Annotated in this window: 14 protein-coding genes; 12 read left to right on the top strand and 2 right to left on the bottom strand. The window is 46.8% G+C overall.

All coding sequences use genetic code 11. The annotated features are described in order from the left end of the window. Positions 1-28 precede the first annotated feature (28 nt). Positions 29-1,219: an SAM-dependent methyltransferase gene (locus MHI51_RS26660; RefSeq protein WP_076303094.1), complete on the top strand. Its 1,191-nt coding sequence runs from the start codon at positions 29-31 to the stop codon at positions 1,217-1,219. A 408-nt stretch (positions 1,220-1,627) separates the two neighbouring features. Beyond that, positions 1,628-4,207, top strand: a complete 2,580-nt coding sequence (locus MHI51_RS26655; protein WP_076277155.1) for an O-antigen ligase family protein — start codon at positions 1,628-1,630, stop codon at positions 4,205-4,207. On the opposite strand, the gene MHI51_RS26650 is transcribed toward MHI51_RS26655, so the two are convergent. Together MHI51_RS26650 and MHI51_RS26645 are read right to left on the bottom strand one after the other, a co-directional pair. After that, positions 4,196-4,852, bottom strand: coding sequence for an SdpI family protein (locus MHI51_RS26650; RefSeq protein ID WP_052097330.1), 657 nt, complete (start codon positions 4,850-4,852; stop codon positions 4,196-4,198). The two genes, MHI51_RS26655 and MHI51_RS26650, sit on opposite strands and share 12 nt — an antisense overlap. After that, positions 4,852-5,190, bottom strand: coding sequence for an autorepressor SdpR family transcription factor (locus MHI51_RS26645; RefSeq protein WP_076179758.1), 339 nt, complete (start codon positions 5,188-5,190; stop codon positions 4,852-4,854). Before MHI51_RS26645 ends, MHI51_RS26650 begins: the two co-directional genes overlap by 1 nt. 216 nt (positions 5,191-5,406) lie before the next feature. Between MHI51_RS26645 and MHI51_RS26640 the strand changes: the two genes are divergently transcribed. The 10 genes from MHI51_RS26640 (at position 5,407) to MHI51_RS26595 (ending at position 11,872) form a co-directional block, all read left to right on the top strand. Further along, positions 5,407-6,165: a glucose 1-dehydrogenase gene (locus tag MHI51_RS26640; protein WP_076219277.1), complete on the top strand. Its 759-nt coding sequence runs from the start codon at positions 5,407-5,409 to the stop codon at positions 6,163-6,165. A gap of 350 nt (positions 6,166-6,515) precedes the next feature. Further along, a complete protein-coding gene (locus MHI51_RS26635; protein WP_036680184.1) occupies positions 6,516-7,130 on the top strand; it encodes a DedA family protein in 615 nt (204 codons plus the stop codon). Continuing rightward, complete coding sequence (locus MHI51_RS26630) at positions 7,127-7,693, top strand: thioredoxin family protein (RefSeq protein ID WP_076128653.1); 567 nt, start codon at positions 7,127-7,129, stop codon at positions 7,691-7,693. The genes MHI51_RS26635 and MHI51_RS26630 overlap by 4 nt, the downstream gene beginning before the upstream one ends. Positions 7,694-7,697: 4 nt before the next feature. Continuing rightward, positions 7,698-8,327: an MBL fold metallo-hydrolase gene (locus MHI51_RS26625; protein WP_076208640.1), complete on the top strand. Its 630-nt coding sequence runs from the start codon at positions 7,698-7,700 to the stop codon at positions 8,325-8,327. A 546-nt stretch (positions 8,328-8,873) separates the two neighbouring features. Next, complete coding sequence (sigY, locus tag MHI51_RS26620) at positions 8,874-9,419, top strand: RNA polymerase sigma factor SigY (protein WP_076219278.1); 546 nt, start codon at positions 8,874-8,876, stop codon at positions 9,417-9,419. Continuing rightward, positions 9,406-9,735, top strand: a complete 330-nt coding sequence (locus MHI51_RS26615) for a YxlC family protein (protein WP_076128645.1) — start codon at positions 9,406-9,408, stop codon at positions 9,733-9,735. The genes sigY and MHI51_RS26615 overlap by 14 nt, the downstream gene beginning before the upstream one ends. Then, a complete protein-coding gene (locus MHI51_RS26610) occupies positions 9,732-9,947 on the top strand; it encodes a hypothetical protein (protein ID WP_076128644.1) in 216 nt (71 codons plus the stop codon). The genes MHI51_RS26615 and MHI51_RS26610 overlap by 4 nt, the downstream gene beginning before the upstream one ends. 52 nt (positions 9,948-9,999) lie before the next feature. Then, positions 10,000-10,191 (top strand): PLDc N-terminal domain-containing protein, encoded by a 192-nt coding sequence (locus tag MHI51_RS26605; RefSeq protein WP_036680175.1) that lies wholly within the window; start codon positions 10,000-10,002, stop codon positions 10,189-10,191. Next, on the top strand, positions 10,191-11,105 hold the full coding sequence (locus MHI51_RS26600) for an ABC transporter ATP-binding protein (RefSeq protein WP_076128642.1): 915 nt from the start codon (positions 10,191-10,193) through the stop codon (positions 11,103-11,105). The genes MHI51_RS26605 and MHI51_RS26600 overlap by 1 nt, the downstream gene beginning before the upstream one ends. Then, positions 11,102-11,872, top strand: a complete 771-nt coding sequence (locus tag MHI51_RS26595) for an ABC transporter permease subunit (RefSeq protein WP_076128640.1) — start codon at positions 11,102-11,104, stop codon at positions 11,870-11,872. The genes MHI51_RS26600 and MHI51_RS26595 overlap by 4 nt, the downstream gene beginning before the upstream one ends. Positions 11,873-11,888 lie beyond the last annotated feature (16 nt).

Here is an 11,888-nt window from a genome sequence, read left to right as displayed (position 1 = left end):
ATTCTCCATTTTTAATCCCGAAAGTGAGATGTGCGTTGTGGAATCTTTAACAGCTCTAATTGAACAACTAATTAATGACCGTACTTTGATTACGGCTACCCTAAGTCAAGTACGTTATAAAGGCGAAAATTGTACCAAAGTGCAGGTTAAACCTGTTGAACTAAAGGGGAAGCTGCATTATCAGTTTGCGTCCTATATTGGTACAAAGGTAGAACATCGCAACGTACCCGCAGAGTTAGCGGCGGAAGAAATATCTCTTTTATTTAGAGAAACGTATCGGCAAGGTTTGTTGTGTACAGTAGAAGCCGATTATCAGGTGCTTATTAGTAAGAAATTCAAAGTATCAATCCTAACCAAGTCTCCAAGTAAAAAGGAAGAGCCGGATCTAGCTCACAACCGTCGCAAACGTTATGTGCTGGAGGATGGAGAGCCTGTGCCATTTCTGGTGGAGCTTGGAATCATGAATAAAGAAGGTAAAGTGCTAGCCAAAAGATATGATAAGTTTCGGCAGATCAATCGTTTTCTGGAGATGGTAGAGGACGTGCTTGCCGATCTGCCAACAGGCCGACCGTTGACGATTGTGGATTTTGGCTGTGGAAAATCATATTTGACCTTTGCGCTGTATCACTATCTGACCGTTCGCAAGAAGCGGGAGCTTAATATCATTGGGTTAGATTTAAAAGCAGATGTGATTGAGCATTGTAACGAACTTGCTGCCAAAATCGGTTATGATCACTTGAAGTTCTTCGTGGGTGACATTGCCGAGTATAATGAGCTGGAGCAAGTGGACATGGTGATCACACTCCATGCTTGCGACACAGCTACCGATGCTGCCCTTGAAAAAGCAGTACGTTGGGGAGCGTCTGTTATTTTGTCCGTGCCTTGCTGCCAGCATGAATTATTCGCACAAATCGAAAATGAAGTAATGAGCCCTATGCTCTCGCATGGCATATTGAAAGAGCGTTTTTCCGCCTTGGCTACAGACGCCATTCGCGCCAAATTGCTCGACATGATGGGTTATAGTAGCCAGCTGCTGGAATTCATCGATCTGGAGAATACACCGAAGAACATTTTGATTCGTGCCGTTAAGAGCTCCGCCGGAGACAACTCCGTCAAATGGCGTGAATACACCGCATTCCGCGATTTTCTGGGAGCAAAACCCTACCTCGAACGCGTATGCGCCGATCTGCTTCCTACTGAGAGTTCGGTAGAAGGGTAGAGGATATTAAGGTAGAAAGCGTAGGACGGTGCAGCTCATGCGATCTAATGGCGAGTTGATTTAGTTGTACTTTATGCAATTAAATATGCTCTGAAGCTGCGTTTTAGTGATTTAGTTGCACTTTGTACACTTAAAAACGAACAATACTCCGCATATGGCGGGATTCTCGAAAAACAGTTGCACAAAGTACAATTAAAGTGGAAGTCAGCAGCGAAAGCACGGGAATAGCTGCACTTTTTACAACTATATAGCTTTTTTGATGAGAATTCGGATAGTGCAGCAAGTGTGATCTAATGGTTAGGACGGTGCGGCTCCTTTGTGGAGAGGTATCGTCTTTTTGCGTTCTAGTCTTGTAAAGGGGAAATGTGGAAAGGATATTGATAAATTAACGAATATAGGGGTATCTATATGTGGCGTTTTAAAAAAGACCGGAGTCTGGAATCATCAATCGCATATATTTGTGGAGCCTTAGTGATAGCAGCTGGGGTGGGTGCTTGTTTGTTGCGGGGATTGTTTTTTACTGAGGAGATGTATCCCTTTCTAACCTTATGGTTTGTGCTGTGTTGTGCATGCTCGCTTTATTATCTAGTTGGGGTTGGCGCATGGAGAAAAAGTGGGGGAGGAGTAGGTGCAGGTGCAGGTGCAGTAAGAGGTATTACAGGAGTTAGTGAAGTTAGTGGAGAAAATAAAGCCTTAAGAATATTATTAAGCGTCCCTTTAATTATTCTATCGCTTTATGTGATTCATTGGTTGCGCGGGCTGCTTTCCTCCCAGGGAACTATGAATGAAATGCTGCGGTGGGGCTTGTATGCTAGCTTTGCATTATTGGTTTGTTTTTGTGCGGTGAACCGGGTGGGGCGGCGGATTGTAAATGTAACTTGGTCTATGGCGGGTATGTTTTTGAGCATGAGCGCTTTGTTGGCTGTTTGTGGAGTGGTAAAGTTGCCTTTCGCTGTCGCCTACAGCAATTCATCGGAAGTGAGCGCCACAGGGGTTAGGTTAGCAGGATTGATGGAATATCCGAATGCTTTTGGTGCTGTGATGGCTGTTTTTCTGCTGGAACGGCTATTTATTGTTGCTGTTTATTACGGGGAGCCAAAAAAGAGCGTGAATATGTTGGGAGCAAGAAGTGTTGGGCTGGGGATGGAGTGCGCAGAAGCAGAACGGAGGAGCAAAGGGGCAGGAGGCGTGGAAGCGGAGCAGGGAAAAGCGGGAAGCACGACCGCCGCGCTGCTGCGCTTGCTGCCGCTGTTCCCGTACACCACCGCGCTGCTCCTCAGCGAGTCGCGCGGAGCATGGCTGACGGCGGCTTGCGCCTGCGCCGCCGTCTTGCTCTGGAAGCGGCAGCTAATCGCGCCGCTTCTTGCTGCTGGCGCCGCGCCCGTGGCCGCCGCGGCGCTACTCTACCGCCAACTGGCCCGTGCCGGGTTGGCGGTAGAGCCAGTGCCCGGCCTGCTGTTGCTGGCCGGGCTTTGGGCCGGCGCGCTGCTAGCCGGCCTGTGGCTGTGCCGCCGCCAGCGCAGCGCGGCGGGCACTGCCCGAGCCGCCATGCTGGCATTGGCGGCGGCGGGTTGGACGGCGGCCGGGATCGCCGTCCTCCTGCACGTGCGCGAGCGGATCACCGGACCGTCATCGACGGTATCCGCGCGCGGGCTGTTCTACCGCGACGCCTGGCGGCTAGCGGCAGAGGCACCTTGGCTGGGACGTGGGGGTGAGACTTGGCGGCATGCCTACCTTGCCGCCCAATCTCGCCCTTATGTAGGCAGCCAGGTGCATAATGGATACCTTGACATCCTGTTGAACTTAGGATTCGTTGGTCTTGCAGCCATACTCCTTATGCTGTTGGCAACAGGCTGGCTGCTGGCTACTAAATCGCCGCGGTTGCTGCCGCCGTTTCTGGTCATCGTCTTACACAGCGTCGTCGATTTTGACTGGAGCTACGGATTATTTTGGCTGCTGCTATTCTGGCTGCCAGCGCTTGCTCTGGCTGAGGATAAGCAGAAACATCAATCTGCGCCAACCCACCCTCAGTCTGAGACCAAGCTGCCAATTCAATCCACATCTACGAACCCGCTCACCAATGTCACTATACCAGCGAATCCGCTAATCGCTCACTCCACATCTACGAACCCGTTCACCAATGTCTCTACACTAGCGAATCCGCTAATTGCTCACTCCACATCTACGAACCCGCTCACCAATGTCTCTACACCAGCGAATCCGCTAATCGCTCAATCCACATCTACGAACCCGCTCACCAATGTCACTACACCAGCGAATCCGCTAATCGCTCACTCCACATCTACGAACCCGCTCACCAATGTCACTACACCTACGAATCCGCTAATCGCTTACCCCACACCCAAGAAATCGCCCCAAATCCGCCTTCGCCAACTAATCGGAACTACGGTATGTTGTTTTTCGCTTCTGCTGGGGGTGCTATCTTTTCACGCCGCTCAAGGAGAGAAGTTCTATCGACAAGCGATTATGTCGGTGGATCCTTCGGTGAAGGTAGAGTTGCTACAGCAATCGCTGGGTTGGAATCCCCGGTCACCTCGAACGGTTATAGCATTATCTAGGCTGCTCTCGGGTGAACAGAGCGTGAGTCTGCTTCGGCAGAGTTTGTTGTATTCTCCCGAGAATGCCAGCTTAAGCTGGGAGCTGGCTGAACGATGGATGAGCAGTGACCATCCGGGGGCAGCGTTATATTGGATAGACCAGAGCTTTAGGCTGGATAAGTACAACAATGCCAAGTGGGTGAAGGCGATTGAAGGGATGCTTCTTATGGGGCAAAAAAAGCTTGCAGAAGGAAATCGAAAGGAAGGCCTAGTCTGCGTCGCCTCTGGGAATGAACTTCTTCTGGAATATAGAAGGTTGGCAGAAGAGGAGGCTAATAAAGGAGGGCAACATAATGATCGTGAGTTCCAAATGACAGAACAAGCCGACGACTTGAGTCGACGGCTTAGTATGTTGGCTTTACGATTTTAGCGGACGTGAAATCATCCAGGAGTAGAGAATGGGCACGATAATTGCAAGTACGAGTGCCGTAATAATAAGAAGCTGAGACAAGGCTCCGCTCAAAAAGGCTCCTGCAAAAATAAGTAGGCCACCGATCATCCACATTATCCCGGATAGACGATGTGTTTTTCGCCATACCTCGGGGTTGGCGAGCGTCCAGGCTGTACGAACCCCAAACAAGTAATTATCTTTTACCTGTGGCATGTAGTTGCCAAGAGCAATAAACATTATTCCAACAGCGCCTATGGCGATCTTCCCAACATTTATATCTTTACCTAGACCGTAAGCAATCGACAGCACCAGCATTAGATTAAAAAGCATCCCAATAGCAAGTCTGCTCATGGCATAGGCATTTTCGAATTTTTTGTAATTGTCCCGCTTAGGGTCGATGCTGCGTGTGAACTGCATGATCAGCGGGAGCACAATGCCTAAGATTCCGAACACAAAAATAGCTATATTTTTGTCCCAGTATCTGTTGACCTTACCCGTAATTCCAAATTGTGCCGGTAACTCCTGCGGAAGCTTGCTGTAATTGATCAGAGCGTAGGCTAATGTAGCTAAACCTAATATTACGATGAGGGTATCCTGCCATCTCCATTTGAAATCTTTCATCATTAATCCGCCTCCTTTTTGGAATCGATATCCTGATGTTGCTGCTTTCCGTCCAGTGATTTACTCTCCGTCTCCGTTTGCTTACCTGTCCCAGTGAGCTCCAATAACCAACCGAGAACCTCTTCGAGGACTGTTGTGTTTAGCGAGTACATAATAAATTGTCCTTTTCGCTCATCCTGTACAAGATCGGCATGCTTCAGCGCATTCAGATGGTGAGAAATGCTTGGCTTAGACATGTTGAAAAAATCTGCGATTTCACCTGCGGTTCGATCTTTCTCCCTTAGTAACCGAATGATTTGGCGACGGGTAGGGTCAGCTAGTGCTTTAAAGGATTCATTCATATTCCACCCTGCCTTTCGATATTTAAATAATTATCTAAATATATAATAGCTCTTTGCTTTGATAGCTGTCAATGCAGTATTCACTTAGCAATAGCGTGTGTAAAAGTGTCACTGAATCTTTAAAATTAAGGACCGTTCAAAGCCTCCTCCTGCTCATACTAACGAAGGGCATGCATTCCTTGATGCACCGAACATACGATGCAGAGGAGCGGATATATGATACTAACCAATAAAGTCGCAGTTGTTACGGGTGCAGGATCGGGGATTGGAGAAGCGATTGCTCTGCTTTTTGCCCGACAGGGTGCTAAAGTGATTGCTGCGGACATCCATCTGGCGAATGTAGAAGCGGTAGCCAAAAAGGCGGAAAAGGGTGAGGGACACGGAGTCGTCTACCCCGTAAAGGCTGATGTCTCGAAGGAAGAGGACACACAGCGAATGATTGATGCCGCAACCACACAGTTCGGAGGCCTTCATATCCTTGTTAATAATGCCGGAATTATGGATAAAATGACGCCAGCTCACGAGATCACTGATGACTTGTGGGAACAGGTGCTTGCGGTCAACGTAACCGGTCCGATGAGAGCCATTCGTAAGGTTTTGCCGATTTTTATGGCGCAGGAAAGCGGATGTATCATCAATGTAGCCTCTATTGGCGGCTTAGCGGGCTCACGTGCGGGAGTGGCTTATACTTCCTCTAAGCATGCTGTAATCGGGATGACCAAAAATATAGGATTTCAATACACTAAGCTTGGAATTCGCTGTAATGCCATAGCACCGGGCGGGGTAAAGACAAATATTGATCTGTCTGATCCAAGTCCTTTTGGGAGTCAAAAAGCGGGCGAAGGTATGGCGTCGATGCCACGGACAGGGGAGAGCAGTGAGATTGCTTCAGTAGCTTTATTTTTAGCTTCAGATGCTGCAAGCTTTTTGAATGGATCGGTGATAACGGCGGATGCCGGCTGGATGGCTTATTGATTGAGCGCAGATAAAAAGGTGTTCATTTTCCCTTTATTGGTGGAATTTGTTCATCTTTTTTGTTTATGCCTATTACTCAAACTCTTTTTAAGTATGGATTGGAAGATGGAAGCTGCTTGCCGCGTAAGTAGAAGTGATAAGGTTGCTTGTGCTAGAATAGGCTAAGAGAAACTGGAAAATATAGCAGAGCGGCAAAGCTTTTAAAAATATAAGAAAGTATAAGATTAGTATCTATGCTTTTATGTTCTTATATTTCACTCGCTTAAACGCTTAGTGTCTTATAAAGATGCCAAAGGCGATTAGCTTGATACATGTAGCCATATTCTGCGGAAAAGGGAGGAGGAGCACGTTTGCATTTTATTTCTGATCTGATCTCGACATTATTTGAATGGATTCAGAGTCTTGGTTATTTTGGGATTATGATCGGACTGATGATTGAAGTTATTCCTAGTGAAATTGTATTGGCTTTCGGTGGTTTCTTGGTATGGAGTGGAGATATTAATTTTTTTGGCGCAGTATTGTTTGGTACGATAGGCGGAGTGATTGCCCAGATCTTTGTATATTGGATTGGCCGTTATGGGGGCAGGCCTGTACTGGAGAAATACGGGAAATATATTCTTATCCAAAAAAAGCATATTGATCATTCGGAAGAGTGGTTCAATAAATATGGGACAGGCGTAATCTTTACGGCACGCTTTATTCCCGTTGTTCGCCATGCCATTTCCGTTCCAGCGGGGATTTCTCGTATGCCTTTAGGTAAGTTCACTTTATTGACTACACTTGCTGTTATTCCATGGAGTGCTTTGTTCGTATATCTCGGTATGACATTGGGGAATAAGTGGGAAGATATTGACGAGGTAGCAGCTAAGTATACCAACGAAATTATTCTCGTAGCGTTAGCACTAATCATCATTTATTTTGTGTATAAGTGGTTTAAATCCAAGAAGAGGGGGACTGCAAAATGAAACCGAATGTAGCTCATAAATTTGGAAAAGGTCTTACACCGCGCCAATTTGTAGAAAGCATGACGAAGAACCAGCAGGCTTTTGAATCCTGGTATGAGAAGTTTTCTTGGGAAGATGAGAGTGACAAGGAATTTTTTGAAAGCCTGAACCATCGTGATGATTTGCGGGTACTTATCCTTGCCGCTGATTGGTGTGGAGATGTAGTTCGTAATGTCCCTGCGGTATTCCGTATTTTGGAGACTGCCGGAATGAAGACAGAGGTATTCATTTTGGAGGAGAACCAGGAGCTTATGGATGAATTCTTGACCATGGGCGGAAGATCTGTTCCGATTGTGATCTTTGCAGATACCGGCGGATATGTGCTTGGACATTGGGGTCCTCGTCCAGAGCATGTGCAGAGCCTAATGAGAGAGTTCAAACGTGAGAATCCTGATCGCGAGGCCGCTGATTACGACAGCAAAATCGCAGAAGTACGTAAGGCTATGGGGCAAGCTTATGGGGAAGGAACGGAATCACAGGCAGTTATCGCAAAAGAGCTGCGAAGTCTGATTTCCGGATTCTAGACCAATGCTAAATATACGTTCGTTTAATTTAGGTCCGCTTCAGACCAATGCCTACTTGCTGACAGGTGCGGATCCAACGAAGGGTATCATTATTGATCCCGGTATGAATCCTGCGGCATTAGTGCGGAGTATTGAAGGGATGGAGATCGAGGCTATTTTGCTGACCCATGCGCACTTTGACCATATGGGCGGCGTAGACGAAATTCGTAAAGCTAAGAAATGCCCTGTTTATTTACATCCACTAGAGAGTGAATGGCTCAGCAGCCCTAAGCTGAATGGTTCATTGATGTGGCCTGATGTTTCACCTCCTTTGACTACAGATCCTGCAGAGTATGATCTGGCAGAAGGACAAGTTCTGCAATTCATCGGACATACCTTCCGCGTGTACCATACACCTGGGCACTCTCCGGGCAGTGTCAGCTTCCTATGCGGGAATGATTTATTCTCTGGAGATGTGCTGTTTAAAATGGGAGTTGGGCGCACCGATTTGCCTGGTGGCAGGGAACGTGATTTGTTCGATTCTATTCGTGGCAAGCTGTACAAAATGGATGATGAAGTGAAGGTTTATCCAGGTCATGGCTCCCGAACAACCATCGGTTTTGAAAAAGTTCGTAACCCTTATATCCCTCAATAAACAATCATTCTAGTAGAACTGACAAGAATCGAGGAATTTTTGATAGACAAAGGGATACAAAAGGACTACAATATTGTTAATTAAATGTAACATTAACCTCGCGAAGCACGCAGACTGCGGAATTAATCCCGGTTTGCGTTCTTTTTTTTGTCTACATATAGGTTTAAAAGCATGGGGGGAAATAGATTGGAGAAGAATATATATTACCCGTTGGATTACGGATGGTATGACTCCAAGGAGAAATGGACTAGTTTTTGCAGCAGTAAATGCCGATGTTTTTCAGAATGTTCTGGAAAGGGCGGTTTTTGTACTTCCATCGAACGCAGGGACATACAATCTGAGAATAAGGATGGGAGAATACCAGTGAATTCAGGAGGCGAGCCTAGAAGAACGCCTCTATTTTGGCATTTCCCTGCTGAAGCAGGATTGCTTCAGCCATGGCGGCGTAAGCTCTGGGAGCTCAAAAAATAAAATTAAAGCGCATTGAACGAATCACTATACATAATCGTATTACAAATAAGAACGAAATCCTGAATGGAGGGGCAGATGAGCGATCAGGCGCTGGATAAAATCAGACGGGCACAGCAGGGAGATACTTCAGCACTGTCTTCACTGCTGCGAGAACATTATACTTTTCTGTTCAAATATCTACTCAAAGTGACTATGGATCCGTTGCTGGCAGAGGATCTTGTACAGGACACGATGGTCAGATGTATGGAAAAAATCAATACCTATAACGGTTCTTCTTCGTTCTCCTCTTGGTTAATTACGATAGCCACCAGAATATTTATCGATCGAAAGCGGCGCTGGAAACGTGAGGCAGAATGGAAGAAACGGGAACAGCAGGCGCAGGGCACCCGTTCGATTCGTTGGCGGTTTGAGAGCAGGGGGGAAGAATGGAGTGAAGTACTTGATTCCATTTCCAAGCTACCCTCTGCTCAGAGGGTAGCTGTGCTGCTGAAGCATTATTATGGCTATAGCTATGAAGAAATCGGTGTGATCATGCAAATTCCTTCTGGCACGGTCAAATCGCGTGTGTCCCTTGGTCTTAACCAATTGCGAAAGGAGCTGAATGAGGATGGAGAAGGATAAGGAGCCAGAACTGTATTTGCACAAGCTTACTGAAGAGCTTGAACGTTTGGATGCGCAATATGATGACCTCACCCCACCTTCGTTACAGGAACTGGAGTGGTTAATGGCTGATGCAGCTGTGCAGAGAAAGAGAAGGGAACGCAAAGAACTACTGTTATTCTGGGGGGTCTCATTGATCCTGATCTGCGCATTTTTATCCATTCTCACTTCTGCACCCATGATCTATTGGATTATTCAGGCGATCATTCCTATTGTAGGACTGGGTGGCTTAGGGATCGCCAGGATCAGAAGAAATAGAGAAGGTGTACAAGAATGAATGAGCTGCAGGATGTGCCTCTTTGGTTGTGGTTTGGCATAGCAGTAGCGTTAATGCTGCAGGGGACCTTACTGTTCCGGGATGCAAGACGGCGCGGGAAAAAAGCTTGGTTCTGGGGATTGTGGGCGATTACTACAGTTCCGTCACCCGCATTAGTCTACTTACTTGTTGTTATTCTTCCTGAGCGACGTAGACGGAATAAGCAGTTGTGAAGCTTTAGTAAGAAGCTCGTTCCTTTCATCCTATTACAAGGAGTGGTACTTCATGGAAGAGGTAAAATGGGGTTTAATCATGCCGTTAATTATTCTGCAGGCTTTGCTTGCTATTATTGGTCTGATATCTCTGGCCAAAGCGGATAACGTTCGTGGTCCAAAATGGATGTGGATTATTATCATTATTTGCGGAAATATATTAGGCAGCGTAGCTTATTTCACAATAGGAAGGAAAGATGTCTGATGTCACTCCTTCAAGTTAAGAATTTGCGCAAAAGCTATGGGGCGCATATTTCCGTAAATGATATAAGCTTTGAAATTGAGAAAGAACGGTGCGTCGCTTTACTGGGGCCTAACGGTGCTGGGAAAACGACCACACTTCGTATGCTGGCAGGGCTGCTAGAACCCACCTCTGGAATGATTTCATTTGAGGGGAGCCGTCCTGGAGCCGAATATCGCAGAGGATTAGGATATGTGCCACAGTCCCCAGCTTTTTATGGGTGGATGACTGGACATGAATATGTTGTTTTCGCTGCAAAGCTTAGTGGAATGGGAACTAAAGACGCAACCAGCAGGGCATTGGAATCGCTTGAGCGTGTAGGGCTTAAAGGTGATGCTCGTCGCCGGATTGGTGGATACTCCGGTGGGATGAAGCAGCGGCTGGGTCTGGCTCAGGCGCTTGTGCACCGGCCTCGTCTGCTGTTGCTTGATGAGCCTGTATCTGCACTTGATCCGATTGGCCGCAGAGAAGTAATGGGACTGCTGCGGGAGATACGTGAAGAGACAACTGTAGTTTTTTCTACACATGTGCTGCATGATGCAGAAGAAATTTGCGATGATATTATTTTAATGAATCAGGGCTTGATTGCTGAGAAGGGGTCTTTATCACAGCTGCGTACACAATACAGCCTTCCTGTTATTCGTTTACGTACAGAGAAGCAAGAAAAAGCTATTCAGTGGCTGGAGTCTCTTGCTGCCAAACCGTTTGTACTAGAGACTCAGTTGTTCGGAGATCAGGCAATTTTTAATGTGAACGATGTAGACATGGCCCGATGGACGATTCTGCAAGAAGCGGCGCAGCTCGAAATTCCATTACTGCAATTTGAAGCGGGTTCTTCCACGTTAGAGGATTTATTTATGAAGGTGGTGGGAGTATGAGAAGCGCCTGGGTCCTTTATCGCAAAGAAATGCTCGAAATGGCTCGCAGTTATAAGTTAATCTGGATACCTGTCGTTTTTATCCTATTAGGTATTATGCAGCCGTTAACTACTTATTATTTGCCGGAAATATTAAAAGCTTCAGGTGATGTTCCCCCAGGTCTGCTAGAGGGGTATGAAATACCGAGTGCCGCAGCTGTGATGGCGCAATCTCTGGGACAGTACGGAACGATCGGAATGTTAGTATTGGCGCTTGGCGCGATGAATGTTTTAGCCGGTGAGCGCTATAGCGGAACTATGGAATTAATTCTGGTAAGGCCGGTTTCTCCAGCCGCAATAGTGTTCGCTAAATGGGCAGCGCAGCTGACCCTGTTGATCGTTGCTCTAGGATTAGGTGCAGCGGGGGCGGCTTACTACACGGAGCAGTTGATTGGTTCACTATCTTGGGGAGATGTCATCGCAGCTTCTGGAGTATATGGATTGTGGCTGTTATGTGCTGTCTCAGCTACGTTGTTGTTTAGTGGATTTTTAAAATCTCCAGTTGCCGCCTTTTTAGCATTGGCGCTAATGGCAGGATTATCATTAGGCCAAAGCTTATTACCTTCATGGTTTGAATGGGCACCTGCGGGTCTTTCCGGGTTATCGGCTGGAATTCTTATGGCTGGAGAAGGCTTCAGGGTTGGACCCTATCTTTCAGCAGCTATTTTGATCTTGATTTGTTTAGTGGGTGCTGCACTTTTGACAAGGAAGAATAACTTACCCGCTTGAACCATAAGTTATATTT

It is taken from the genome of Paenibacillus sp. FSL H8-0260, from assembly GCF_045040625.1.
GTDB lineage: Bacteria > Bacillota > Bacilli > Paenibacillales > Paenibacillaceae > Paenibacillus_AQ > Paenibacillus_AQ odorifer.
This window is presented reverse-complemented; position numbering and strand designations above follow the sequence as displayed.

Coding starts and splice junctions, on each gene's coding strand:
- MHI51_RS26600 (WP_076128642.1), top strand. CDS start 10,191: ATGTCACTCCTTCAAGTTAAGAATTTGCGCAAAAGCTATGGGGCGCAT.
- MHI51_RS26625 (WP_076208640.1), top strand. CDS start 7,698: ATGCTAAATATACGTTCGTTTAATTTAGGTCCGCTTCAGACCAATGCC.
- sigY (WP_076219278.1), top strand. CDS start 8,874: ATGAGCGATCAGGCGCTGGATAAAATCAGACGGGCACAGCAGGGAGAT.
- MHI51_RS26640 (WP_076219277.1), top strand. CDS start 5,407: ATGATACTAACCAATAAAGTCGCAGTTGTTACGGGTGCAGGATCGGGG.
- MHI51_RS26605 (WP_036680175.1), top strand. CDS start 10,000: ATGGAAGAGGTAAAATGGGGTTTAATCATGCCGTTAATTATTCTGCAG.
- MHI51_RS26660 (WP_076303094.1), top strand. CDS start 29: ATGTGCGTTGTGGAATCTTTAACAGCTCTAATTGAACAACTAATTAAT.
- MHI51_RS26595 (WP_076128640.1), top strand. CDS start 11,102: ATGAGAAGCGCCTGGGTCCTTTATCGCAAAGAAATGCTCGAAATGGCT.
- MHI51_RS26630 (WP_076128653.1), top strand. CDS start 7,127: ATGAAACCGAATGTAGCTCATAAATTTGGAAAAGGTCTTACACCGCGC.
- MHI51_RS26645 (WP_076179758.1), bottom strand. CDS start 5,190: ATGAATGAATCCTTTAAAGCACTAGCTGACCCTACCCGTCGCCAAATC.
- MHI51_RS26610 (WP_076128644.1), top strand. CDS start 9,732: ATGAATGAGCTGCAGGATGTGCCTCTTTGGTTGTGGTTTGGCATAGCA.
- MHI51_RS26655 (WP_076277155.1), top strand. CDS start 1,628: ATGTGGCGTTTTAAAAAAGACCGGAGTCTGGAATCATCAATCGCATAT.
- MHI51_RS26650 (WP_052097330.1), bottom strand. CDS start 4,852: ATGATGAAAGATTTCAAATGGAGATGGCAGGATACCCTCATCGTAATA.
- MHI51_RS26615 (WP_076128645.1), top strand. CDS start 9,406: ATGGAGAAGGATAAGGAGCCAGAACTGTATTTGCACAAGCTTACTGAA.